A 25,766-nucleotide genomic window follows, 5' to 3' on the forward strand; every position below is an offset into this window, starting at 1 on the left:
CAAGCCCAACTGTTTGCCTGCCCTCGCGGAAGCAGGCGCCTCGCCATGGACATGTCACAACCCGCTGCAGCACTGCTGGACCAGGCCGCCTCGGCCGAGGCCTTGATCGCCCGCGCCCGTGTCGGCGCCATGCCCTTGCAGGAATTGATGAGCCTGGCGCACCAGTGGCAAACGGGAGGCCGGCTGGCGGATTGCCTGTCGCTTTACGAGGCCTGGGTCGAGAGCAATCAGAGCCCCCAACGTCTGCTGGCCCTGTTCAACTGGGGAACCGTGCTGGGCGAGATGCGCCGGCACGCCGAGGCCGAAGCCGTCTATCAGCGCGCACTGGCGCTGAACCCGGACTTCGCCCAGGCCAAGCTCAACCTTGGTCACCAGCTGGAGCACCAGGGCAAGACGGCCGAGGCCCTGGCCCAGTGGCAGGCGGTCTATGACGCGGGCGAATTGATGGCCATTGGCGCCGAGCCCATTGAACTGCGGCTGCACGCCCTGAACAACGCTGCCCGCCTGCTGGAGAGCGAGCGCCGCCTCGACGAATCCGAGGCGCTGATGAAGCGCAGCCTGCTGCTCAAGCCCGAGCAGGGCGATGTGCAGCAGCACTATGTGCACATCCGCCAGAAGCAGTGCGAATGGCCCATCTACCAGCCCGTGGGCGAGGTGACGCACAACCAGCTGCTGGTCAACACCTCCTTGCTGGCCACGCTCAGCGCCACCGACGATCCGGCCATCCAGCTGATGGTGGCCCAGCGCTTTGTCAACGAACGGGTGGTCAAGTACAAGGGCAAGCCCTTCCACCAACTGCATGCCCGGCCCGCGGGCGAGAAGATCCGCATCGGCTACCTCTCCGGCGATCTGCGCATGCATGCCGTGGGGTTGCTGACTCCCGAACTCTTCGAGCTGCACGACCGCAGCCGCTTCGAGGTCCACGCCCTGTGCTGGAGCAAGGACGATGGCACGGCCCAGCGCGCCCGCATCCTGAAGGCCATGGACCACTTCATGCCCCTGGCTGGCGTGGAAGACCAGCAGGCTGCGCGCCAGATCGCCGAGGCGGGCATCGACGTGATGGTCGACCTGCAGGGTCTCACCAGCGGCGCGCGCCCCAACATCCTGGCCTACCGCCCGGCACCTGTGCAGGTGGGCTACCTGGGCCTGCCGGCCACCTCGGCCCTGCCGGGGGAGGACTACATCATCGCGGACCGCTTCACGATGCCGCCGGAGTACCTGCCGCTGTGCACCGAGAAGCCCATCTACCTGCCGCACTGCTACCAGGTCAGCGACCGCCAGCGCGCGGTCGGCCCCACGCCGGACCGGGCCCGTTATGGCCTGCCCGAGGGCGCCTTCATCTTCTGCAGCTTCAACAACAACCACAAGTACACCGAGGAAATGTTCTCGGCCTGGATGCAGATCCTGCAGCAGGTGCCGGGCAGCCTCTTGTGGCTGCTGGCGGACAATGTCTGGTCCGAGGCCAATATGAAGGCCGCCGCACAGGCCGCCGGCGTGGCGCCGGAGCGCCTGCACTTCGCGCCCCGCGTGGCGCCGCCGGAGTACCTGGCGCGCTTCCAGCTGGCCGACCTTGTGCTGGACACTTTCCCCTACAACGCCGGCACCACCGCCAGCGACTGCCTCTGGATGGGCACGCCCATCCTCACGCGGGCAGGGCGCTGCTACATCTCGCGCATGGCCGGCAGCTTGCTGACGGCCGTCGGACTGCCTGAACTCGTGACCTATTCCCTGCCGGAGTACGTGGAGCGCGCCGTGCAGATCGGGCGCCAGCCCCTGCGTGCGGCATCCTACAAGCGCTACCTGCGCGAGCAGGGCCGGCAGACGCCGTTGTTTGACATTCCCGCGCTGGTGCGCGATCTTGAGCATGAATTCGAACGCCTGGTGCTGGAGCATCGGCGCAAGGCCCCGGGGGCCTGATGCCCGGTAGGGATCCCCAGTGAGTCAGCGACACGATTCCTTCTTCGACGGTGCCAAGCCCTCCCGCGGGGCTGCGCTGCACCTGGCCGCGGCGCCCGAGCCGCAGGCCGGGCGCGAGCATGCCGTGCCCGAGGGAGACATCGGCGACCCACTGCTGCAGGCCCTGGTCTGGCTGACCCAGCACCACGGCAAGGCCCGCTCGCCGGCCTCCCTGCGCGCTTGCGCGCCGTCCGAGGGGCCGCTGGCGCCCAACCAGGCCATCCGCATGATGCGCGAGGCCGGCTACGAGGCCGGCATGCTCAGCAAGGGCCTGTCCGAGATCAACCCCCTGGTGCTGCCCGCCGTGCTGCTGCTGCATGGCGGCGATGCCTGCGTGCTGGTCTCCCGCCGCGAGGTCGAGGGGCAGCCGGCCTACGAGGTGGTCTTCCCCGGCCCTGAGGCCAAGGCCTGCGTGGTGGCCCAGGCGGAGCTGGAGGGCGAGTACAGCGGTTTCGCGCTCGTGGCCACGCCCAAGGAAGTCTCTCAGGCCGATCCGCGCCACCATGCCCTGCTGACGGGGCAGGGCAGCCACTGGCTGTGGGGCACGCTCAAGCGCTTCATCCCCTACTACCGCGGCGCCATGACGGCCGCCCTGCTGAGCAATCTGTTGATGATGGTGACCGGCCTGGTCACCAGTGTCATCTACGACAAGGTCATCCCCCACCACGACGCCATGGCCACGCTGTGGACCCTGGCCATCGGATCGGCCCTGGCGCTGATGTTCGACCTCTTCGCGCGCCAGCTGCGGGCCCACCTGATCGACCTGGCCGGCCGCAAGGCAGACCTCATCATTGGCTCCATGCTCTTCAAGCAGACCCTGCTGGTGCGCATGGAGCACAAGCCCGCCTCGGCCGGCTCCTATGCCCACTACCTGGGGCAGGTGGAGACGGTGCGGGAGTTCTTCACCTCGGCCAGCATGTCGGTGGTCTCGGACCTGCCCTTCATCGTGCTCTTTGTAGCCATGACTTTCCTGATCGGCGGGCCGCTGGGCTGGGTGGTGGCTTTCGCCGTGCCAGGCCTGGTACTGCTGACCTTCGTCCTGCAGAAGTACCTGCGCAATGTGGTCCGGGCCAATATGGCCGAGCAGGCGGAGCTGCAGGGCTCCCTGGTCGAGGTTGTAGAGGGCCTGGAAGACCTCAAGACCGCCGGCGCCGAGGGCCGCTTTCTTCACCGTTACGAGATCAGCAATGCCGTGGCCGCCGAGTCCGGCCTGCGCATGCGGGCCATGCATGCCTTCACCAACAACCTCACCATGACCATGCAGCAGGCCGTGACTCTGGTGATGCTGGTCTGGGGGGTCTACCTGATTCAGGATCGGGTGATCTCCGCAGGCGGCCTGATCGGCGCGGTGATGTTCGCTACCCGCGCCATCGCGCCCCTGGGCAGCGTGGTGAGCCTCACGGCCCGCTACCAGAGCGCCCGTGCGGCCATGCAGTCTCTGGACGAGGTGATGAAGAAGCCCGTCGAGCGCGCCTCCGACCGCAACTACGTGCCCATGAGCCAGTTCAGCGGCCGCATCGGCCTGCGCGAGGTGGGCTTTTCCTACCCGATGACCGGCGAGCACCTGCCGCCCAAGGTGCTCAAGGGCGTGAACCTGCGCATCGAACCGGGTGAGCGCATCGCCGTGCTGGGGCGTATCGGCAGCGGCAAGTCCACGGTGCTGCGCCTGTTGGCGGGGCTCTACCAGCCCACCGAAGGCATGGTGGAGATCGAGGGCATTGACCTGCGCCAGATCGACCCGGCCGAGTTCCGCGCCCATGTGGGATTTGTGTCCCAGGAGCCCAAGCTCTTCCATGGCACCCTGCGGGACAACGTCGCCATGGGCCGCCCCGACGTGGACGCCGCCCGCCTGGTGGAGGTCGCCAAGGTGACGGGCCTGGACCGCGTGGTGTCCGGCCATCCCCTGGGCTGGGACCTGCCGGTGGGTGAGATGGGCAGCCTGCTGTCCGGCGGCCAGCGCCAGATGGTGGCCCTGGCCCGCGCCCTGGTGAACCGCCCCAAGCTGCTGCTGATGGACGAGCCCACCAGCTCGATGGACGCCCAGTCCGAGATCCTCTTCCTGCGCCAGCTGCGCGACGCGGCCCAACAGTGCACGCTGCTGGTCGTGACCCACCGTCCGGCCGTGCTGGAGCTGGTGCAGCGCATCGTCGTCATGGATGGCGGGCGCCTGGTGATGGACGGTCCGCGTGACCAGGTGCTGGCCGCGCTGTCCGGCGTGCGCCCCGCCGCGCCCGACCCGGCCGCCGCTGCCCAGGCCTCCAATCTGCACATGCACCCTGCGGCGCAGCCGGTGCAGCGCTCGCCGTCCGTGTGAGCATCGAGCGAGGGCGCTGAGTGGCTTCATCCTCCAGAGACGAAGGTTTGTTCCTGAGCAGCCTGGCCGCTGCGCAGGTGGATGAACCGCTGCCGCGCGTGATGTGGGCTGTCTACCTGATGCTGGCCGCCGTCGTGGCCGCCATTGTCTGGGCCTCGGTGGCCCAGGTGGACATGGTCAGCCGCAGCGAGGGGCGGGTCGTGCCAGACGGCAAGGAGCAGATCATCGCCAGCCTCGATTCCGGCCTGCTGCGCGAGCTGCTGGTCAGGGAAGGCCAGCAGGTCGAGGCCGGCCAGGCGCTGGTGCGTCTGGACCCCACGCGGGTCGAGGCCCAGCAGAATGAAGGCCAATTGCGCGAGCTGGCCATGATGGCCCAGGCCGCCCGGCTGCAGGCCGAGGCCAATGGGACAGCGCTCAAGTTTCCCGACGAGCTCAAGTCCATGCCCGCGCTGACAGCCGCCGAGACCCAGGCCTTCCAGGCGCGGCAGCGCTTGCTGGAGGAGTCCATTGCGGGCATCGAGCGCAGTGCCGCGCTGGTGGCCAAGGAGCTGAAGGTGGCGCAGGACATGTCGGCCAAGGGCCTGATGTCCGATGTGGAAGTGATGCGCCTCACCCGGCAGGTCAACGAGATGCGGCAGTCTAAGGTCGAGCGCCTGGGGCGTTTCCGGCAGGAGGCCACCAGCGAGCTGGTCAAGCTCCAGAACGAGCTGGCGATGATGAAGCAGCAGCAGGTGGTTCGCAAGGATGCCCTGGACCGCACGGTGCTGCGCTCGCCGGTGCGCGGCCTGGTCAAGAACATCCGCATGAACACCATCGGCGGCGTGGTGCCCATGGGCTCGCCCATCATGGAGATCGTGCCGGTGGGCTCGCGCACGCTGGTCGAGGCCCGGGTGAGCCCGGCGGACATCGGCTTCATCCAGGTGGGTCAGCATGCGGTGATCAAGCTCTCGGGCATCGACTTCAACGCCCTGGGCGGGCTGGAGGGCAAGGTCGAGCAGATCAGCCCGGATGCCATCGGCGAGCCCAACCCCCTGGGCGGCGACGGCCGCTACTACCGCACCCTGATCCGCGCCGAGCAGAACAACATCCGCTACAAGGGCGAGACCCTGGCCATCATCCCTGGCATGACGGCCGCGGTGGAGATCAAGACCGGCGAACGCTCGGTGCTGAGCTTCCTCCTGCGGCCCATGATGCGCTCCCGCGAGGCCCTGCGCGAGCGCTGAACGCCAGTGCCGGCCTTGACCAGCCTCGGAGAAACGGGGTTTGGCGCCGCTTATTCCCGCTCAAGTTCCCGGCCACCCTGTGGTCCAGTACAGGCATGAGCAAGACCTGTCTGTACGCTGGGGGATGAGGCCATGGTGACGCTGCGCAAAATCGGCCTGTGCCTGCTGCTGGGGGCCGCCACGGCCGCCCAGTCCCAGGGGCGATGCAACGAGGACGACGCCAATACCCCGGCCGCGCAGAAGGCCGCCAGCCAGCTCGTCATCAGCGACGCCGACCCGCGTGCGCAGATCCAGATCCTGGTGGACCGGGCCCTGGCGCGCAGCCAGTCCGTGGGCATGATCAAGCTGCTGGCCCAGGCCGCCCGCGACGACTGGGACGAGGTCAGCCAGGCCAACAAGCCCCGCGCCAGCCTGGACATGCAGGCCAACCAGATCGGCTCCAGCACGGACGGCGTCAGTACCGCCAATGGCGCACAGGGGCGCGTGGCCCTGAGCCTCAGCACCACCCTCTTCGACTTCGGCCGTAACCGCCAGCTGGTCGGCTGGCGCTCGCAGCTGGCCGAGGCGGCGCGCCAGGGCTACTACAGCGCCGAGCAGCAGCTGGCCCTGCAGACCGTGTCCCTGGCCCTGGACCGGGGCCGCTACCTGCTGCAGGCCCAGGTCTACAGCCAGTACGTGCGCCGCATGGCCTGCCTGGTGGATTCGCTGGAGACCATCGTCAAGGCCGACAAGGGCCGCGCCAGCGAGCTGGTGCAGGCCCAGAAGAACCTGCTGCAGGCCGACCTCGCCGTGGAGGCCACCATGTCCGCCCTGCGCCAGACCGAGACCCGGCTCAAGCGCTTCGTGGGCGACGAGCTGCCGCCCAGCGCAAGCTTTTCCAACCTCCTTACCCGCGTGCCCGCGCTGGACGACATGCAGAAGGACGCGCTCAGCGCGCCCGACGTGGCCCAGCTCGAAGCCCAGGCCCGTGCCCAGGGCAGCTATGTGGAAAGCGTGCGCGCCAATGCCAAGCCCCAGGTCAATGCCATCGTAGGCACCAGCGCCACCGCTGGCGTGACCCGCAACCGCGACTGGGCCGTGGGCTTCAGCGTCAACGTGCCCCTGATGACGCCGGGCCAGGACGCCTCGGTCAACGCCGCCACCAAGCGCGCCGAGGCCGCCCGGCTGCAGCGCGAGGATGCCCTGGAGACCCGGCGCTACCGCCTGATCGACATGCATGAATCCGCGACCTCGGCCTTCGACCGTGCGCGGCGCATCACCGAGATCCTGCGCAACAGTTCACAGCTGCGCACTGCCACCTTGCAACAGTGGCAGCAATTGGGCCGCCGCTCCCTGTTCGACGTGATGGGATCGGAGTCAGACTACTACTCGCTGCGCATCGCGCACGTGAACGCCATCTTCGACGGGCAGCAGGCCGTGGCCATGCTGTGGTCGCTGGGGCGGGGCGTGATGGCGCCGCTGCGCTGAAGCCCGATCCCGCTCCAGTCCTTTGAAAGCTCACAGACACACCATGGCAAACATCCTCGATACCGGCGTCAAGCTCGTGAAGAACGTCGGCCGCTACAACATCGGCGCAGGCTCGCTGGCCGAGCTGCAGGGCTTGCTGGACGGTCGCCGTGCGCAGGCCCGCGGGCAAGGGCAGGGGGAGGCCGTCGTCTTCCTGGTCGACGAGTTCTTTGCCGGCCAGCCCGAGCTCACGGCCCGCCTGGGCGTGGGGGCGGCCGACGTGCTGCAGTTCGTGCGCACCGAGCACGAGCCCAAGACCGAGGGCATCGACGCCCTGGTGGCCAGCCTGCTGGATCGCGGCCTGAGCCAGCCGGCGGCCGTGGTGGGCATGGGCGGCGGCATCACCATGGACACGGCCAAGGCGGTCTCCAACCTGCTGGGCAACGGCGGCCATGCGGCCGACTACCAGGGCTGGGACCTGCTCAAGCGCCCCGGCGTCTTCAAGGTCGGCATTCCCACCGTCTCGGGCACCGGCGCCGAGGCCACCCGTACCTGTGTCATGACCAACGAGGCCACCGGCCTGAAGCTGGGCATGAACAGCGACTACACGGTCTTCGACCACGTCATCATGGACCCACTGCTGACGGCCACCGTGCCGCGCAACCAGTACTTCTACACGGGCATGGATGCCTACATCCACTGCATCGAGTCCCTGGCCGGGAGCTACCGCAACGCCATCGGCGACGCCTACTCCCGCGAGACCATCAGCCTCTGCCGCCAGGTCTTCGCCCAGGGCGACATGATGGCGCCTGAGAACCGCGAGCGCCTGATGGTGGCCTCCTACCTCGGCGGCTGCGCCATCGCCACCAGCTATGTGGGGCTGGTGCACCCACTGTCCGCGGGCCTGTCCGTCGTGCTGGGCCTGCACCACTGCGTGGCCAATTGCATCGTGATGCGGGCCATGGGCGAGTTCTATCCGCAGGCCTATGACGAGTTCTGGGGCATGGTCCAGGCGCAGGGCGTGGAGATCCCCCAGGGCGTCTGCGCGGGCCTGGACGAGGCCGGCTTCGAGGCGCTCTACAAGGCTTCCATCGTGCATGCCAAGCCCCTGACCAACGCCCTGGGCGAGGACTTCAAGTCCCGCCTGACGCCGCAGAGGGTGGCGGATCTCTTCCGCATGATGTAAACAGGCAGCGCCGCCACAGCCACAGACACCGCACGATTCGGGAGACACCATGCCAGGCTACGAAGTGATGGGCCCAGAGGAACTGGCCGAGATCCAGGACATCTTCGCCCGCGGCGCCATCCTGTTCCGCCACGGCTTCGATGCCCTGCGGGGGGACTGCTACAAGGTGCGCGAGTTCGAGCAGGCCTTTGCCAAGGCCATGGGCTCGCCGCATGCGCTGGCCGTGTCCTCCGGCACCGCCGCCTTGCGCGTGGGCCTGGCGGCCCTGGGCATAGGCGCGGGCGACGAGGTCATCACGCAGAGCTTCACCTTCGTGGCCACCGTCGAGGCCATCATCGAGTCGCGCGCCACGCCGGTCTGCACCGAGATCGACGCCACGCTCAACATGGACCCCGAGGACCTCAAGCGCCGCATCACGCCGCGCACCAAGGCCGTCATCGTGGTCCACATGCTGGGCACGCCCTCGCGCCTGCCGGAGATCAAGGCCATCTGCGACGCGCACGGCATCGCCCTCATCGAGGACGCAGCCTGGGGCTGCGGCGGCTCGCTGAACGGCCGGGCGCTGGGCAGCTGGGGCCGCCTGGGCACCTTCAGCTTCGACTTCGCCAAGACCATGACCACGGGCGAGGGCGGCCTGGTGCTGTTCCAGGAGCAGGACGACTGGGCCCGCGGCGCCGCCTGGCATGACCACGGCCACGAGAACAACCCCGCCGTGCCGCGCTGGGAGGACACCCGCGCCAGCAGCGGCTTCAACTTTCGCATGATGGAGCTGCAGGGCGCCGTGGGCCTGGCCCAGCTGCGCAAGCTGCCGGACATCGTGCAGGCCCAGCGCCGCAACCGCGATCAGCTCTGGAATGCCATCCGGGACCTGCCCGGCATTGCCCCGCGCGAGGTGCCGGCCGGCAGCTACGAGACGGCTGATGCGCTCGTCTTCTTCGTGCAGGACAACGCCGCTGCGCGCCGCTGCCGCGAGGCCCTGCTGGCGCGTGGCCTGGCCACCAAGATCCTGCCCGAGGCCTTCACCTGGCACTTCGCCGGCACCTGGACGCACATGCCCGAGCTGGCCGGTGCGCATGGTGGCGATCTCTCGCAGGCCTTCCCGCAGTCGGCCACGCTGCTGTCGCGGGCCGTGTCGCTGCCGGTGGGCGTCAAGCTGCGCGAAGAAGCGCCCGCGCTGGCCCGCCAGGCGCTGACGGAGGCCCTGGGCCTGGCGCTGCAGCCACAGGAGGTGGGGGCATGAACTTCAAGCCGCTGGTCTCGGTCATCGTGCCGGTCTACAACCAGGAACGCTACATCGGCCGCTGCCTGCGCTCGCTGCTGAATCAGACCTTGCACAGCGACCAGTACGAGATCATCGTGATCGACGACGGCAGCACCGACCGCACGCCTTACGCCCTGGAGCTCTTCCACGACGCCATCGTGCCCCTGCGCAACGAGCGCAACCTGGGCCTCCCAGCCTCACTCAACCGCGGCATCCGTGCCGCGCGTGGCGACTTCATCGTGCGGGTGGACTCGGACGACTACGTCAACGCCAACTTCCTCAACATCCTGCACTTCTTCCTGGACCAGAACCCCCTGCACGACGCCGTGGCCTGCGACTACCTCTTGGTGGACGACCACGAGCAGGTGCTGGAGCGGGTGAACTGCATGGACGAGCCCATCGCCTGCGGCATCATGTTCCGCAAGGCCCACCTCATGGAGACGGGGCTCTACGACGAGAGCTTCCATCGCCACGAGGAGCGCGAGCTGCGCATCCGCTTCGAGCAGAAGCACCACATCGCCCGGCTGGAGCTGCCCCTGTACCGCTACCGCCGCCACGACAACAACATCACCAACGACCTCGACGCCATGGAGCTGCACCGCCAGCGCCTGATCAGCAAGCATGGTGTCGACGGATCCTCGGCTTCCCAAGCCGTCCGCAGGAGCATGCAATGACCGCCTCGGTGACCCTCGGCAAGCGCCGCCTCACCCCTGACAGCCGCCCCTATGTGATCGCCGAGATCGGCGTCAACCACGAGGGCTCCCTGGAGCAGGCCAAGCGCCTGATCGAGCTGGCCAAGGAGGGCGGCGCCGATGCCGCCAAGTTCCAGAGCTACAAGGCCGAGACCCTGGCCTCCAGGCACTCGCCGTCCTACTGGGACACCAGCAAGGAGCCCACGCGCAGCCAGTTCGAGCTCTTCAAGAAGTACGACCGCTTCGGGCCCGAGGAGTACCGCGCCCTGGCGCGGCACTGCGAGCAGATCGGCATCGACTTCCTCTCCACCGCCTTCGACGATGCCGCGGTGGAGTTTCTGGACGATCTGATGCCCTTCCACAAGATCGCCTCGGCCGACCTCACCAACATTCCCTTCCTTCGCAAGATCGCCGCCAAGGGCAAGCCCGTGGTGCTGTCCACCGGTGCCTCCACGCTGGGCGAGATCGACATGGCCGTGCAGACCCTGCGCGCCGCCGGCTGCCGCGAGCTGGTGCTGCTGCACTGCGTGCTGAACTACCCCACGCCCAATGCCCAGGCCCATCTGCGCATGATCAAGGGCCTGCAGCGGGCCTATCCGGAGCTGCTGATCGGCTACTCCGACCACACCCTGCCGGACGAAGCCATGTACCCGCTGATGAGCGCGCATCTGCTGGGCGCCGTCGTGCTGGAGAAGCACTTCACCCACGACAAGACCCTGCCCGGCAACGACCACTACCATGCCATGGACGTGCATGACTTGCGCCGCTTCATGACGGCGCTGGACACCGTGCACGACCTGCTGGGCGAGAGCGATCACAAGCAGCCCACGCCCACCGAGGGCCCGGCCCGCGCCAATGCCCGCCGCTCCATCGTGCTGACCCGTGACGTGGCGGCCGGTGAAGTGCTCACGGAGGCCCACCTGACCTACAAGCGCCCGGGCACCGGCATCAGTCCCCTGCATTGGGATGAGGTGCTGGGCCGGCCCGCGCTGCGCGCCATGGAGTCCGACCACGTGCTGCAGTGGGCCGACCTGGGGCAGGGCGCCTGAGCCATGGCTGAGCGCCGCCCTGGCCGCGTCGTCGCCCTGGTGCAGGCGCGCATGGGCTCCAGCCGCTTTCCCGGCAAGATGCTCGCGCCCCTGGCCGGCAGGCCGCTGCTGGCCTGGGTGCTGGAGCGCCTGAAACAGGCCCGGCGCCTCGACGCGCTGGTGCTGGCCACCACGGACCTGCCGCGCGACGCGGCCCTGGTCCAGCTGGCACACGAGCTGGGCGTGGCGACCTTCACCGGCAGCGAGGCTGACGTGCTGGGCCGCTTCGCCCAGGCCGCGCGGCAGTTCCAGGCCGACACCGTGGTGCGCATCTGCGCCGACAACCCCTTCATCGACGGTGCCGTGGTAGACCAACTGGTGGACTTCTACGCCGCCAGCGACTGCGACTACGCCTGCAATCACCTGGACCGCCTGGGCAGCGGCTTTGCCGACGGCTTCGGCGCGGAGATCCTGTCGGCGTCCCTGCTGCAAGGGCTGGACGCCCGCTGCACCGAGCCCCGGCACCGCGAGCACGTCACCATCGCCGTGTGGGACGAAGGCGCGCCCTGGCGCCGGGCCGCCCCCAAGGCGCCGCCGGCCCTGGCCCATCCCGAGCTGCGTTTCGACGTGGACGAGCCTGCCCATCTGGCCGAGCTCCAGTCTCTGGTCGAGCGCCATGGGCTGAGCCTGCAGAGCCCGGCCGCCGCCGTCGTGGCGGCGCGTCTGAAGGACCATCTGCCGGCCTGAGCGGCGGGACTCCGTCACGAGCCCGTGCTTTGGGCGGCTTTTTCCCTGCTTTTTGTCCTAAAGAATGGGGCCGATCTGCCTACAGTGGCACATCACCTCATTGATCACTCAATGGATTCCCCCAATCGCCCCTTCGCACCCCGCAAGGCGGCCAAGCACCACTGGACAAGGGCAGGGCGGCTGTGCAGATTCAGGCCATGAGCAGCAAGACCAGCGCAAGGGCAGACACCAGCGCCGTGGCGGCCGAGATGCAGGCCTGCATGGAGCGCCTCTTCCCGCTGCCGCGATGCCTGGCCGGCGAGGCCAACCGCGCCACCCTGCGAGGCCTGCAGGCCATCGTGCCGCTGCAGCTGCAGGAGGTGCCCAGCGGCACGACCGTCCATGACTGGACCGTGCCTGCCGAGTGGTCGGTCAGCGAAGCCTGGATCGCCGATGCCGCCGGCCGCCGTCTGGTCGATTTCGCCGATCACAACCTGCACCTGGTGAGCCACAGCTGCCCCGTCGAGGCCCACATGGGCTGGGAGGCGCTGAAGCCCCATGTGCATACGCACCCCAGCCTGCCCGAGGCCATCCCCTACCGCACCAGCTACTACCAGCGCAGCTGGGGCTTCTGCGTGACGCAGGCCCAGGCCGAGGCCCTGGCCGCGGCGCCGGGCCCCCTGCATGTGCGCATCGCCAGCACGCTGCAGCCCGGCAGCATGAGCCTGGGCGAGCTGCTGCTGCCGGGGCGCCGCCGGCAGGAGATCCTGCTCTCTGCCTACATCTGCCATCCGTCCATGGCCAATGACAGCCTCAGCGGCGCCGTGCTGCTGGCCTTTCTCGGCCGCCATCTGTCCTCGCTGCCAGACCGGCAGTACAGCTACCGCCTGGTATGGGTGCCCGAGACCATAGGCGCCGTGGCCTACGCCGCCATGCACGCTGAGGCGATGAAGCAGGTCGAGATGGGCCTGGTCGTCACCACCGTGGGCGGGCCCGGGCCCCTGGGCTACAAGAAGAGCTTCGACGAGCGCCACCCGCTGAACCGCCTGATCGAGGCGGTGTTCCGCGAGCGCGGCGACGCCTTCAAGACCTATCCCTTCGACATCCACGGCAGCGACGAGCGTCAGTGGTCCTCGCCGGGCCTGCGCATTCCCACGGCCACGATCTGCAAGGACCGCTACTACGAGTACCCCGAGTACCACAGCTCCCTGGACGACCTGCGCCTGGTCACAGGCAGGCAGATGGCCGAGAGCCTCGATGCCTACGGCCGGCTGATCGACAAGCTGGAGTCGCGCGAGATCTACCGCAACACCGTCGGCGCGGGCGAGGTCATGCTGTCCAAGCACGAGCTCTACCCCAAGAGCGGCGGGGCGCAACTGCCCGAGCTGGGTGGGCGCAGTGAGCTGGATCTCATCCTCTGGCTGCTGTGGCATTGCGATGGCCGCACCAGCCTGCAGGACATCGCCGAGACCCTGGACCTGCCGCTGGAGCGCCTGCGGCCCCTGGCGCATCGCCTGAGCGAGAAAGGGGTGCTGGCCCATGTCTAAGCTGGACCTGCAGCCTTTCGAAGACCTGGCCGCCTGGGATGCGCTCGTGCAGCGCTCGCCCCAGGGCAGCCTGTTCTGCGAGAGCTGGTTCGCCGAGGCAGCCGGCGAGCCGGTGCAGCGCTGGGCGGTGATGCAGAAGGGCACGCTCAAGGCGGGCCTGTGCCTGCCGGTGTCTGCCGACGCCCGCCGGGTGATCGCCCCGGACCTCACCATCTACGCCGGCCTGCTCTACGACCTCGACCCTGACCGACAGCGCGTCAAGCGCAGGCACGACGAGTTCCAGATCGCCGAGTTCGTGGCCACCGAGCTGGCCGCGCGCTTCGACGGCATCGAGCTGCAGCTGGCCCCGCAGATCGAGGACCTTCGGCCCTGGCTGTGGCATGACTATCACGGCCCCGCCGGCAGCCGCTACCAGACCGATCTGCGCTACACCACCGTGCTGGACATCGGCAGCCTGCAGGGCCTGGGCGGCCAGGAGGACGCAGCCCAGCAGAGCGCCCTGTTCACCGAGATGGAAACCGTGCGCCGCTACAGCGTTCGCGAGGGTTGGAAGAAGGGCGGCCGCGTCGAGATCGTGCATGACAGCAGCGCCCTGCTGGCCTTCTACCGCGCCCTGATGAGCGCGCAAGGCCAGCCCCCCGAGGAATCCAAGCTGCAGGCCATGGCCGGCGTGATGCAGGGCTTGATCTCTCGGGGCCGGGGCGCCATCTTTCATGTGCTGGACGCCGACAGTGCGCTGCTCTATGCGGTGGCCTATGGCTGGGACGAACGACGCGCCTACTACCTGTACGGCGCCGGCAGCCCCGAGCGCAGCGCCCCCTGGCAGGGCACGCTGGCGCACTGGGTGGCCTTTCAGTACCTGGCCCAGGAACATGGACTCAGCGAGGTGGACCTCGAAGGCGTGAACAGCCCGCAGCGCGGCTGGTTCAAGCTGGGTTTCGGGGGTGATCTGGTGAGCTACTGCTGCGTACGCAGGGGAGAGGTGGCATGACGGATTCGAGCAGGCTGCAGCTGGAGCACCGGCTGGCGGAACTTCATCTGCGCGAGCATGCGGTGCTGGTGGGCAATGGCACCACGGGCCTGGCGCTGCTGGTGCGAGCCCTGGGGCTGCAGAACCGCGAGGTGGCGGTGCCTGACAGCGTCTGCCTCAATGTGCCGCTGGGCCTGCGCTTTGGCGGGGCTTGGCCGGAATACCTGGACAACCAATGGAATGACCTGGGCCTCGACACCCAGGCCTTGGCCGCGCCGCGTGCCGGGCGTGGCGCCATCCTTGCCGTGCATGGCTACGGCCAGATCAGCGAGATGGACCCGCTGCTGGCGGCGGCCCATCAGCAGGGCCTGCCCCTGATCGAGGACGCCTGCCTGGCCATGGGCGGCATCCACCACGGACGCCCGGTGGGCAGCTTTGGCCTGGCCTCGGTGATCAGCTTCGGCGCCGGCAAGCCGCTGAGCCTGGACCATGGCGGCGCCGTGCTGACCGATGACGCCGAGCTCGCCGCCGAACTCCGCACGCTCGACGCCGCCCTGCCTGCCTTCAGCGAATCGGCCCAGGCCCGCATCGATGCCCTGGGGTCGGCCCATACCCGGCTCTACAACCGCTGCTGGCCCGAGGGCCTGGCCGCCGAGGCCCCGGCCTTTGCGCAGGAGATGCTGGCGGCGTCCGACGCCTTTCTGCATCGCTTCGACCCACGCCGCCTGGCCCCGCTGCAGGCCTTGCTGCCGCGCCTGCAGACGGTGGTCCGGCAGCGCCGTGACAACTTCGAGCGCCTGAGCGCGCTGCTGCGCCCGCTGGCTGGCGACGCGCTGCAGCTGCTGCCCCTGACACCCGGTGCCGTGCCCTGGCGGCTCAACGTGCTGATGCAGAGCCGTCACGAGGCCATGCGGGCGCTGCATGCCCAGGGCCTGCATGCCAGCAGCTGGCATCCTCGCGCCTCGGGCTTCCTCCCCGGCACGGGCGCCGAGGCCGAGCATCCCGTCGCGCAGCGCCTCGGACGCGAGATCCTCAACCTCTGGGTCGACGAGCAGTCCACCGGCGCCTATGCGCAGGCCGTGCTGCGCACGCTCGAAGCCCATCTGCGGGCCAGGCAAGACCTGACCCTGACCGCCTGAGACACGGCCACGCAAGAAAATCTCCGGAGCAAGAAGACCATGGACAAGCTGCCCATCTCCGTCACCATCTGCACCTACAACGAGGAACAGGACATCGGCGACTGCCTGAAGAAGGTGTTCGCCAACCATCCGGCCGAGGTCATCGTCGTGGACGGCGGTTCCACGGACCGGACGGTGGAGATCGCCACCGCCGCCGGTGCCCGCGTGATCCAGCCTGGGGTCAAGGGCCTGTCCTCGCAGCGCCAGGCCGGCATTGACGCCGCCACCCAGCCCTATGTGGCCATCATCGACGGCGACGACCACGTCGAGCCCGACTTCCTCGCCACCCTGCTCAAGGAGATGCAGGACTATGGCTACGACGCCCTGCTGGGCCGCGAGGTCGCCTTCGAGCCCAAGACCTACTGGGAGAAGGCCATGGGCAGCACCAACTATGGCATCACCTTCACCGAGAAGCCGGTGGACACGAACATGGTGGGCCGGCCCTCGCTGTACCGGGCCGAGGCCATCAAGCACTGCGGCTTCGACAGCTTTTTCAACGGCGTGGGCGACGAGGACACCGACCTCTCCATCCGCATGGAGATCGCCGGCTTCCGCCAGGGCATAGGCACCGGGCTCACGCACCGCCAGCAGACGCCCAGCTTCCGTGGCATCGTCAAGAAGTTCGTCAAGTACGGGCGCGGGGATGCGCGCATCGTCTACAAGTACCCCTTCAAGGCCAAGAACCTGATCTACCACCTGGCCATCCGCTACCCCTTCGTGCGCGGCGGCAAGGCCATCGCCCGGGGCGACTGGAAGTACTGGCCCTTCTATGCCATGTATGGCTGGATCCGCTTCTTCACCATGCTGCCTGAGCTGGTGAAGCTGCTCTTCGTTCGTCCCAACCACGGGCCCTATCCCGCCAAGGTGCGCGGCTGATGTCGGCCTGGTGGGAAGGGCTGGAGCAGCGCGTCGCAGCCTGGCTGCCAGCGGTGCAGTCTCAGCAGCACGCGGGCTGCTACCGGCTGGCGCGGGAGGCCTTCCATCCGCGCTCCATCGACGCCACCTCGCTGGCCCTGGACCTGCGCCTGATGCTGGGCCAGCCGGCCGCGCTGCCCGGTGCACTGGACTTCTTCGACAGCTGCCAGGACCCGGTCACGGGCTTCTATCACGAGCCCCACCGCGAGGAGCTCGACGCCAGTGTGCCGCGCATCCACGAGATGTCCGGCACCTACTTCGGCTATCAGGTCGGCGCGGTGCTGCTGGCGCTGGGCCGGGCGCCGAGACATCCCTTTGCCTTCTACGAGGCACTGCGGCCTTCGGGGCGGCTGGAACGCTACATGGCCGAGAACATGCCCTGGGATCGCGCACCCATGGGGGCCGGCAATATGTGCGACCACGGCGCCACCATGATGCGGGCCAATGCGCGCTTCTTCGATTCCGCCTGGTCCGAGATGCTGCAGCGCATGCGCGACTGGCTGGACGCCCACCAGAACCCTGCCACCGGTTTGTGGGGTTCCGAAGCGCCCCAGGGCAAGAACGGCCTGGTGCAGGCCGGCTACCACCTGATGCGCGGCCTGCATTTCCACGACGATGCACCACCGGCCCGGTGTGAGCGCATCACCGACACCACGTTGGCCAGCCTGCAGGAGTGCGGCGTGTTCCAGGACGGGCAGGGCGAGGGCTGCCATGACATGGACCATTTCGTGGTGCTGGAGCGCATGCTGCGCTACACCAACGGCTACCGCGAGGCCGACATCCGCGCCGCCTGCGAGCGCCGTCTGCATCAGCTGCGTCATCTGCACCGGGAAGACGGGGCCTTTTCCTTCGAATCCCGGGGCAGCATCACCAACCATAATCGGCACGAGGTCACGGCCGGCCTGGCGCAGAGCGACCTGGTCGGCACCGTCTTCTTCATGGAGACCCTGCTGCGCCAGCTGCGCGTGCTGGGCCTGCCGGTGGCCTGGCGGAGTTCGGTCACGCATGGCGTCCCCCATTGACTTCAGGCCCCCATCACCCCCGAGGAATGCCATGAGCGATCTGGTCCAGCGTGCCTGCCCCGTCTGCGGATCCCGGCGGGCGCAGGAAGCCCACCGTCACCGCTTCAGCGCCCTGGCCGGCGTGGACCTGGACGGCTTCGAGCAGCGCCTGCTGCTCTGCGAGGACTGCGGTGCGCACTACGTGGGCGAGTACCTCTCGCCGGCCGCGCTGGCCCGCTACTACGCCCATTCGTCCAGCTACGAATACCTGGTCAGCGAGCAGTCCCTGCCGCGCGAGGAGGCCCAGCGCTCGCAGCAGCAGCACGCCTTCCTGCGGCCCTATCTGCAGCCCGGTGCGCGGGTGCTGGACGTGGGTTGCTCGACCGGCTACACGCTGTCCCTGTTCGCCGACGAGGGCCACCACGCCCATGGCATCGAGCCCTCGGCGGTGCTGAGCCAGATGGCCAGAGAGCGCTACGGCCTGGTGGTGGACACCTGCTTCGTCGAGCGCGCCGAGCAGCTGCCGCCGGGGCAGGACCTGGTCATGCTGTCCCATGTGCTGGAGCACCTGATGGACCCGGCGCAGATGCTGGCCGCCATCCGCAGCAGCCTGGCGCCCGGCGGGCGGCTGTTCATCGAGATCCCGGTGATCGAGCTCTTTGACGAGAGTGACCTCTTCCAGCTCTCCTTCGAGCACGTCAACTACTTCTCCCACGGCTCGCTGAGCAACCTGATGCACCGCTGCGGCTTTCGCGAGGTCGAGCATCAGGTCTTCGAGAACGACGACGGCACCTCGCCGCATTACCCGACCCTGGCCAGCCTCTGGGAGGCCACGGACGCCGTCTTCCCGCGGGCGCACCGCGGCCGCCATGACGGTGCCGTCGTGCGCCGTTACCTCCAGCTGGTGGCCCGCCACACCGAGCAGACGGACGCCGTGATCCGCCGTGTCATGGACGCCGGCCGCCGCGTGGCCATCTGGGGCGGCGGCACGCTGACGGCGCAGCTGCTGGCCAAGTCCGCGCTGGCCGGCTATCGCGAGCAGCTGCTGGGCATTCTGGATGTCGATCCCAAGAAGCATGGCCTGCAGATGCAGAACATGCCTGTCTGGCAACCGGACTCCGAGCAGGGGCAGGCCCTGCTCGCCGGGGCGGAGGCCGTGATCATCGGGTCCTGGTCCAGCCAGGAGGCCATCCATGCGGCGCTGCGCCAGCGCGGCGTGGCCGAGGGGCGCATCGTGCGCCTGTTCTCGACGCCGCATTGACCCTCTCTCCACGTCTTGTGCATGCAACACAGCATCCTCGTCAACCACCGCAGCGACTTCATGCTGGCCCAGCAACTGCTAGGTCAGTTGCCCGAGGCCGAGGTGCTGCTCTTCGACCCGCAGCTGCTGGAGCATGCCCGCAACCTGGGCCTGCCCCACGCGCGCCTGCAACGCTGGCCGGGCAATGACCTCAACTGGCGCGTCTACCGTGCCGTGCGCGAGGAAGCGGCGGCGCTGCAGGGCCGTGTGGACCATGCGCTGGCGGTCCTGGTGCCCGAGGCGCCCGGCTGCCAGTGGCACCACTACGGGCTCTTCTACCTGCTCTTCACCCTGCGGGGCTACACGGCCATCGGCGAGCAGTTGGCCGCGCAGAAGCCCGCTACGCGTTTGCATGTGCTGGGCCCTCAGCAGGCCTTCCGCTATGGCCAGCATTCCTTTGCGCCGGCCCTGGCGCTGATGCAGGCCTTCGGGCGCGCGGCGCTGTCCGGCCAGTTCTATTCCTATGAGCTGCCCGCACCGCCGGAAGACCAACTGCCGGACCTGCGCCAGGCCGCCGCCACGAGGCCTGACCTCCTGGTGCACCTGCCCACCTGCTTCTACGACCATGCCTACTTCGAGGGCGAGGTCCTGGCCTCGGGTCAGGCCGCCTTGAACCTGCCCTCTCCGTTCTACGACGTCGCCCTGCCGTCCCTGCCGGGCACGCCCCTGGAATCCCTGCTCGCGCTGGGGCAGCGCATCCCCGCGCAGATGCTGGATCGTGTCGAGGCCGTGCTCGCCACGCTGCGCCAGTTGCTCCACGAGGCCCTGGCGCCGCTGATGGCCAGCCCGGCCTTCCTGTCGATGCAACTGCAGGCCTTGCTGGAGGCCTACCGCCGGCAGCTGTTCTTCTTCGTGGCCCTGGAGCAGGCTTTCGAGGCGCGGCCGGCCCAGCAGCTGCTGATCTCCAACCACGACGCCGGCCTGCACGGCCCGCTGCTGAGCCATGCCCAGCGGCATCGCATGAAGGTGCTGCTGGTGCCGCATGCCAAGTTCTTCAATGCACCCGCGCCCGAGCTGCCCAATGCCCTGTGTCTCAGCCATGCCCTGCAGGGCACGGCGGTGGCCGGCCTCAGCGGCAAGCCGGTGGCCAGCGCCACGCTGGCCTTCCCGGAGCGTCTGAGCCTGCCCGAGACCCTGCCGCGCCCGCTCAAGGTCCTGGGCGTGCTGCTGGCCGGCGTGTCCTACAACAGCATGTGTGCGGCGGACATGGATGCCTATCTCGACGGCCTGCGCCGCCTGCAGCGGTGGTGCGATGCCCGCGGCATCGAATGCCGCCTGCGCTGCAAGCCGACCGACGGCTTTGCCAGCCAGATCGCCGAGCACCTGGGTCTGGACGTGCAGCAGATCCTGCGCCAGTTCCAGGGCAGCCTGGCGGACTTCGGCGGCGCCTGCGACCTCTGCCTGGGCTATGACGTGCCCACCAGCGGCGCCATCGAGCTGCTGCGCCAGGGCACGCCCATGCTGCATGCCCAGCTGCGGCCGCTGCTGCCCGAGGAGCTGTCTCTGCTCAACGGCCGCATCGTGCCCTTGCGCATGCTGGACGAGACCCTGGCCCAGTTGCAGCAATGGCAGCAGGACCCCAGCGCACTGTGGCGCTTCCGTCGCCAGCAGCATGCGGCCTACCTGAACCTGCAGGCCGAGGCCCGGCCCCTGCGAGACTTTCTGAGCTGAACAGGGCGGCTGACAGGGGGCAGTTCGCCGTCTTGTCCAGGCTGGATCGGCTTTAGCATGGGCACCTCACGACTGCAGGAAGCCGGACCTTGAATCCCACCGACTTGCCGGATGTCTTCATCCACAGCCACGCCCTGGTCGAATCGCCCTTCATTGGCCCGGGCAGCTGTATTGGTGCCTTCGCCCACGTGCTGCCCGGTGCCCGCCTGGGCGAGGACGCCGAGATCGGCGACCACGCTCTGATCGACGGGCAGGTGCAGTTGGGCTCGCGTGTGCGGGTTCGGCCGGGCGCGCAGCTCTGGGCGCCGTTGGTGGTCGAGGACGACGCCTGCATAGGCCCCAACACCGTGTTCAGCGGCAGCGCGGAAGCAGGAGGCCCGAGCAGGGTCGGCGCCGGTGCCGTCATCGGCGCCAATGCCACCATCCGCAGTGGCCTGAGCATAGGCCCGCGCGCCCAGGTGCAGGACGGCGCCGTGGTGACGCGCGACGTGCCTCCGCATGCCATCGTCAGTGGCAATCCGGCCCATATCGTGGGCTATGTGGACACGCCGCATCTGGACCTGCCGGCCACGCCGCGCGCGGCCAGCCAGCTCGACGCGCCGCCGGCTCTGCACGTGGCCGCCGCCCGCCTGGTGGCCTTGCCCAAGATCGTGGACCTGCGCGGTGCTCTGAGCTTCGGCGAGATCGGCGTTCACCTGCCTTTCACGCCGCAGCGCTTCTTCATGGTCTACGACGTGCCCAGCAAGGAAGTACGCGGCGAGCATGCCCACAAGGCCTGCCACCAGTTCCTGGTCTGCGTGAAGGGCAGCGTCAGCGTCGTGCTGGACGACGGCCAGGCCCGCGACGAAGTCACCCTGGACAGTGCCCGCATGGGCCTGCACATCCCGCCCATGGTCTGGGGAATCCAGTACCAGTTCTCGCCGGACGCCGTTTTGCTGGTGCTGGCGTCGGACACCTACGCCGCGGATGACTACATTCGCGAGTACGAGGACTTCCTCGCCGCCCTGGGCCGCCCCGGGGCTTGAGCATTCGAGGCCCGGAGCCTGCCCTCCGGCAAGGAGCATGTGTGATGGCTGAATCCAGCCTGCCTTTTCTCAATCTCCAACCGAGCTACGCGGCCAGCCAGCCCGCCATCGACGCGGCCCTGCTGCGCGTGGCCCGCAGCGGCTGGTTCTTGCTGGGCCAGGAGCTGGCGGCCTTCGAGGAGGCCTTTGCGCAGTCCGTGGGCGCCGGCCACTGTGCGGGCGTGGCCAATGGGCTGGATGCGCTGACCCTGGGCCTGCGCGCCCTGGGCGTGCGGGAAGGGGACGAGGTCATCGTGCCCTCCAACACCTATATCGCCACCTGGCTGGCCGTCAGCCAGTGCGGGGCCAGGCCGGTGCCGGTGGAGCCAGATCCGCGCACTTTCAACATCGATCCCGCCCGGGTCGAGGCGGCCATCACGGCGCGCACGCGGGTCATCCTGCCGGTGCATCTCTACGGCTTGCCGGCGGACATGGGCCCGCTGATGGACATCGCCCGGCGCAACGGGCTCAAGGTGCTGGATGACTGCGCGCAGGCCCATGCCGCGCGTTACCACGGCCGGCCGGTGGGCAGTCTGGCGGATGTGTCGGCCTGGAGCTTCTATCCGGGCAAGAACCTGGGTGCCATGGGCGACGGCGGCGGTGTGACCACCGACCTCGCTGCGGTGGACGAGCAAGTGCGCGTGCTGCGCAACTACGGCTCGCGTCAGAAGTACCACAACGAATGCAAGGGCGTGAACTCGCGCCTGGACGAAATCCAGGCCGCGGTGCTGTCGGCCAAGCTGCCCCAGCTGGAGGCCGCCACCCGCGAGCGCCGCCGCCTGGCCGCCAGCCTGCTCGAAGGCCTGGCCGGCGTGCCGCTGGAGCTGCCCCAGGTGCCGCAGGGCCTGGAGCCAGCCTGGCATCTCTTCGTGGTCCGCCACGAGGCCCGCGACCGCCTTCAGGCCGCACTGGCCCAGCAAGGCATCGGCACGCTGATCCACTATCCCGTGCCGCCGCACCTGCAGCCGGCCTATGCCGAGCTGGGTTACCGCGCGGGTGACTTCCCCATCGCCGAGGCCATGCACAAGCAGGTGCTGAGCCTACCCCTGTGGCCGGGCATGAGCGAGCAGCAGGTGGACCAACTGGTGCAGGCGGTGCGGCGCAGCGCCTGAGTGCGGTTCAGCGGCTCGGTGCCGGGCCTCTTGAGCGGGCCGGGTTGCCCACCCACAGCTCCCCCGCTGGCACGTCGCGCGTGACCACGCTGCCGGCGCCGATCAGCGCGCCTTCGCCGATGGTGATGCCACCCAGGATGGTGGCATTGGCGCCGATGGAGGCGCCGCGCTCGATGCGCGTGGTCTGGAAACTGGCCGGGTACTGCTTGGACCGGGGCGTGGGGTCGTTGGTGAAGGTGGCGTTGGGGCCGATGAAGACGTCGTCCGCCACCCGCAGGCCGTCCCACAGCTGTACGCCGCTCTTGACGGTGACGCGGTCGCCCAGCACCACATCGTTCTCGATCAGCACCTGGGCGTTGATGTTGCAATCCGCGCCGATGCGAGCGCCGGGGAGGATCACGCAGAACTGCCACACCCGGGTGCCAGGGCCGATGGCGCAGCTCTGGACGTCGGAGAGCGGGTGGATCTGGGGTGGAACGGCGTCGGTGGGCATGCGGCAAGCATACGCGAGCCCGGCGCCGGACGTCGCGTTCAGCCGCTGATTGAAATCGCGTCCAGCAACTCCCCCTCGATCTGTAGCTGCAGCTTGTTCTGCTGCAGCGCCGGGCCGTCGATGAGGAAGGTGTCTTCCACCCGCTCGCCCAGGGTCGAGATCTTGGCCAGCTGCAGATTGATGTGGTGGCGGGCCAGCACGCGGGCGATGGCGTAGAGCAGGCCGGCGCGGTCGCTGGTGCTGATGGACAGCAGCCAGCGCTGGGCGCGCTCGTCCGGGCGCAGGGAGATGCGCGGCGTATAAGGGAAGCTCTTGACCCGCCGCGAGAGGCGGCCGCGGCGCGGCTCGGGCAGCGGCCCCTCGGCCATCAGCGCGGCCAGCAGGCGGGTCTCGACCAGCGAGACCAGATCGCGGTGGTGCATGTCCAGGTCCGGGGCGATGACCTGGAAGGTGTCCAGCGCATAGCCCGTGCGTGTGGTGTGGACCTTGGCGTCCAGGATGTTGAAGCCCGCGCCATCGAAATAGCCGCAGATGCGGGCAAAGAGGTCGGCCCGGTCGGGCGAGTACACCAGCACCTGCAGGCCCTCGCCCACGGGGGAAGGGCGGGCGCGCACCACGGGCTCGGGGGTCTGCACATAACGCCACAGCGCGCGCGCGTGCCAGGCCAGCTCGCCGGCCTCCTGACGGGCGAAATAGCTGACATCCAGCGTCTTCCACAGCGGCTCCTCGGTACCGGGCAGCTGGGAGTGCAGGGCCAGGTCTTGCCTGGCTTCCTGCTTGCGGGCCTCGATCTCGGCCTCGCGGTTGATCTGTGTGCCGCCCAGGCGCCGCAGGGTGAGGCGGTAGCAGTCCTCCAGCAGCTTGCCCTTCCAGGCGTTCCAGACCTTGGGGCTGGTGCCGCGGATGTCGGCCACGGTGAGCAGGTACAGGGCCGTCAGGTGGCGCTCGTCGCCCACCAGCGTGGCGAAGGCCTCCACGACCTCGGGGTCGGAGAGGTCCTCCTTCTGCGCCACGCGGGAGAGGGTCAGGTGTTGCTGCACCAGGAAGGCCACCAGCTCGGCATCCGCCTTGGGCAGCTTGTGCGCACGGCAGAAGCGCCGCACTTCCTCGCCGCCGAGCTCGCTGTGGTCCCCGCCGCGGCCCTTGGCCACGTCGTGGAAAAGGGCGGCGACATAGAGCACATAAGGCCGCTCGAACTGCGCGGCCAACTGGGAGCAGAAGGGGTACTCGTGGGCGTGCTCGGGGATGAAGAAGCGCCGCACATTGCGCAGCACCATCAGGATGTGCTGGTCCACGGTGTAGACGTGGAACAGGTCATGCTGCATCTGGCCCACGATGGCCCGGAACACCCAGAGGTAGCGTCCCAGCACCGAGGTCTGGTTCATCAGCCGGAAGGCGTGGGTCTGGCCCTTGCCTTCCTGGAGGATGCGAATGAAGGTCTGGCGGTTGACGGGGTCGCTGCGGAACTTGCCATCCATCAGGCCGCGGGCGTTGTAGAGCGCGCGCAGGGTGCGGGCCGAGAGACCCTTGATGCCCGGTGCCTGCTGATAGACGAGAAAGGTCTCCAGGATGGCATGGGGATCACGCTGGTAGAGATCGTCGCTGGCCACCTCCAGCATGCCGCCGCGGTCCAGGAAGCGATCGTTGATGGGGTGCATGGCGGCGTCCTGCGAGCCGTTGATGCGCTCCTCCAGGTTGAGCATCAGGATCTGGTGCAGCTGGGTCACGGCCTTGGCGGCCCAGTAGTAGCGCCGCATCAGCACCTCGGAGGCGCGCTGGCCCTTGCTGCCTTCGTAGCCGAAGCTCTGGGCAACGGCGGTCTGCAGGTCGAAGACCAGGCGGTCCTCGCGCCGGCCGGCCACCACGTGCAGCCGGGCGCGGATCAGCTTCAGCACGCCCTCGTTGCGCTGCAGCTGGCGGCTCTCGAAGGGCGTGATCAGGCCCTTGGCGGCCAGCTGGGGCCAGGTCTTGCCCAGGCCGGCGGCGCGGGCCACCCAGATCAGCACCTGCAGGTCGCGCAGGCCGCCGGGGCTTTCCTTGCAGTTGGGCTCCAGGGCGTAGGGTGTGTCGTCGTACTTGATGTGGCGCTGGCGCGCCTCAAGCTGCTTGGCGCGCAGGAAGGCGCGCGCGTCCAGGGCCTGCAGGATCTGCTGCTCGAAGCGTTTGAAGAGGCTGCGCTCGCCCGCCAGGCAGCGGGCTTCCAGCAAGGAGGTCTGGATGGTGATGTCGCCCGCAGCCTCGCTCAGGCATTCCTCCAGCGTGCGCACCGAGGAACCGATCTCGAGGCCCACGTCCCAGCAGGCGGTGATGAAGCCCTCAATGGCGCTCTTGAGCGGCCCGGGCTGGTAGGCGTCCAGCCCCTCGGGCAGGAGCAGGAGGACGTCGATGTCGGAGTATGGGAAAAGCTCGCCCCGGCCATAGCCGCCCACTGCCAGCAGGGCGGCGCCGGGCGGGAGGCCGGCCTGGGACCACAGCATGGCCAGGGTGCGGTCCACATGCCCGGCCAGCTGGCGCATCAGGCGGCTGGCGGCCGCCACGGTGGGCTCCGCGGCGCGAAAGGCCTCCAGCAGGCTCTGTTTGCCGGACTTGAAATGTTGGCGCAGCTCAGCCACGCCCAGGACGGGCAGATCGCTCATGCGTGAGACTCCGGGCGCATGGGACGCAGAGGGCGCGCAGGATGGGG

20 protein-coding genes are annotated in these 25,766 nt (G+C 68.8%); 18 read left to right on the forward strand and 2 right to left on the reverse strand.

Annotation, left to right across the window (positions count from 1 at the left end; translation table 11 throughout):
* Positions 1–45 precede the first annotated feature (45 nt).
* The 18 genes from ACS5PK_RS08070 (at position 46) to ACS5PK_RS08155 (ending at position 22,590) form a co-directional block, all read left to right on the forward strand.
* The gene (locus ACS5PK_RS08070; protein ID WP_439439721.1) at positions 46–1,917 is read left to right on the forward strand and encodes an O-linked N-acetylglucosamine transferase family protein; all 1,872 of its coding nucleotides are present in this window, start codon (positions 46–48) and stop codon (positions 1,915–1,917) included.
* 19 nt (positions 1,918–1,936) lie between these two features.
* Complete coding sequence (locus ACS5PK_RS08075) at positions 1,937–4,270, forward strand: type I secretion system permease/ATPase (protein ID WP_439439722.1); 2,334 nt, start codon at positions 1,937–1,939, stop codon at positions 4,268–4,270.
* Positions 4,271–4,317: 47 nt separating this feature from the next.
* Positions 4,318–5,493, forward strand: a complete 1,176-nt coding sequence (locus ACS5PK_RS08080) for an HlyD family efflux transporter periplasmic adaptor subunit (protein ID WP_439439723.1) — start codon at positions 4,318–4,320, stop codon at positions 5,491–5,493.
* A 132-nt stretch (positions 5,494–5,625) separates the two neighbouring features.
* A complete protein-coding gene (locus tag ACS5PK_RS08085; RefSeq protein WP_439439724.1) occupies positions 5,626–6,960 on the forward strand; it encodes a TolC family protein in 1,335 nt (444 codons plus the stop codon).
* A gap of 43 nt (positions 6,961–7,003) precedes the next feature.
* On the forward strand, positions 7,004–8,125 hold the full coding sequence (locus ACS5PK_RS08090; RefSeq protein WP_439439725.1) for an iron-containing alcohol dehydrogenase family protein: 1,122 nt from the start codon (positions 7,004–7,006) through the stop codon (positions 8,123–8,125).
* A gap of 49 nt (positions 8,126–8,174) precedes the next feature.
* On the forward strand, positions 8,175–9,365 hold the full coding sequence (locus ACS5PK_RS08095; protein WP_439439726.1) for a DegT/DnrJ/EryC1/StrS family aminotransferase: 1,191 nt from the start codon (positions 8,175–8,177) through the stop codon (positions 9,363–9,365).
* The gene (locus ACS5PK_RS08100; protein WP_439439727.1) at positions 9,362–10,060 is read left to right on the forward strand and encodes a glycosyltransferase family A protein; all 699 of its coding nucleotides are present in this window, start codon (positions 9,362–9,364) and stop codon (positions 10,058–10,060) included. The genes ACS5PK_RS08095 and ACS5PK_RS08100 overlap by 4 nt, the downstream gene beginning before the upstream one ends.
* Complete coding sequence (locus tag ACS5PK_RS08105; RefSeq protein WP_439439728.1) at positions 10,057–11,127, forward strand: N-acetylneuraminate synthase family protein; 1,071 nt, start codon at positions 10,057–10,059, stop codon at positions 11,125–11,127. The genes ACS5PK_RS08100 and ACS5PK_RS08105 overlap by 4 nt, the downstream gene beginning before the upstream one ends.
* Positions 11,128–11,130: 3 nt before the next feature.
* Complete coding sequence (locus ACS5PK_RS08110) at positions 11,131–11,853, forward strand: cytidylyltransferase domain-containing protein (protein ID WP_439439729.1); 723 nt, start codon at positions 11,131–11,133, stop codon at positions 11,851–11,853.
* 197 nt (positions 11,854–12,050) lie between these two features.
* Positions 12,051–13,379, forward strand: a complete 1,329-nt coding sequence (locus ACS5PK_RS08115; protein WP_439439730.1) for a DUF4910 domain-containing protein — start codon at positions 12,051–12,053, stop codon at positions 13,377–13,379.
* A complete protein-coding gene (locus ACS5PK_RS08120; protein WP_439439731.1) occupies positions 13,372–14,370 on the forward strand; it encodes a hypothetical protein in 999 nt (332 codons plus the stop codon). The genes ACS5PK_RS08115 and ACS5PK_RS08120 overlap by 8 nt, the downstream gene beginning before the upstream one ends.
* Positions 14,367–15,488 (forward strand): DegT/DnrJ/EryC1/StrS family aminotransferase, encoded by a 1,122-nt coding sequence (locus tag ACS5PK_RS08125; protein ID WP_439439732.1) that lies wholly within the window; start codon positions 14,367–14,369, stop codon positions 15,486–15,488. Before ACS5PK_RS08120 ends, ACS5PK_RS08125 begins: the two co-directional genes overlap by 4 nt.
* Before the next feature lie 39 nt (positions 15,489–15,527).
* Complete coding sequence (locus tag ACS5PK_RS08130; protein WP_439439733.1) at positions 15,528–16,403, forward strand: glycosyltransferase family 2 protein; 876 nt, start codon at positions 15,528–15,530, stop codon at positions 16,401–16,403.
* Positions 16,403–17,464: a hypothetical protein gene (locus tag ACS5PK_RS08135; protein WP_439439734.1), complete on the forward strand. Its 1,062-nt coding sequence runs from the start codon at positions 16,403–16,405 to the stop codon at positions 17,462–17,464. Before ACS5PK_RS08130 ends, ACS5PK_RS08135 begins: the two co-directional genes overlap by 1 nt.
* A 31-nt stretch (positions 17,465–17,495) precedes the next feature.
* On the forward strand, positions 17,496–18,704 hold the full coding sequence (locus ACS5PK_RS08140; RefSeq protein ID WP_439439735.1) for a methyltransferase domain-containing protein: 1,209 nt from the start codon (positions 17,496–17,498) through the stop codon (positions 18,702–18,704).
* 21 nt (positions 18,705–18,725) lie between these two features.
* Positions 18,726–20,414 carry a hypothetical protein gene (locus ACS5PK_RS08145; RefSeq protein WP_439439736.1) on the forward strand — a complete coding sequence of 563 codons (1,689 nt, stop codon included), beginning with the start codon at positions 18,726–18,728 and terminating at the stop codon, positions 20,412–20,414.
* 89 nt (positions 20,415–20,503) lie between these two features.
* Positions 20,504–21,439: a WxcM-like domain-containing protein gene (locus tag ACS5PK_RS08150; protein WP_439439737.1), complete on the forward strand. Its 936-nt coding sequence runs from the start codon at positions 20,504–20,506 to the stop codon at positions 21,437–21,439.
* A 44-nt stretch (positions 21,440–21,483) separates the two neighbouring features.
* On the forward strand, positions 21,484–22,590 hold the full coding sequence (locus ACS5PK_RS08155; protein WP_439439738.1) for a DegT/DnrJ/EryC1/StrS family aminotransferase: 1,107 nt from the start codon (positions 21,484–21,486) through the stop codon (positions 22,588–22,590).
* A gap of 7 nt (positions 22,591–22,597) precedes the next feature.
* Here the strand turns inward: ACS5PK_RS08155 and ACS5PK_RS08160 are convergent, their stop codons facing one another.
* Both ACS5PK_RS08160 and ACS5PK_RS08165 read right to left on the reverse strand, forming a co-directional pair.
* On the reverse strand, positions 22,598–23,083 hold the full coding sequence (locus tag ACS5PK_RS08160) for an acyltransferase (protein WP_439439739.1): 486 nt from the start codon (positions 23,081–23,083) through the stop codon (positions 22,598–22,600).
* Positions 23,084–23,121: 38 nt separating this feature from the next.
* Positions 23,122–25,719: a [protein-PII] uridylyltransferase gene (locus ACS5PK_RS08165; RefSeq protein ID WP_439439740.1), complete on the reverse strand. Its 2,598-nt coding sequence runs from the start codon at positions 25,717–25,719 to the stop codon at positions 23,122–23,124.
* Positions 25,720–25,766: the final 47 nt, after the last annotated feature.

It is taken from the genome of Roseateles sp. DB2 (assembly GCF_051857535.1).
Lineage (GTDB): Bacteria > Pseudomonadota > Gammaproteobacteria > Burkholderiales > Burkholderiaceae_C > Roseateles_B.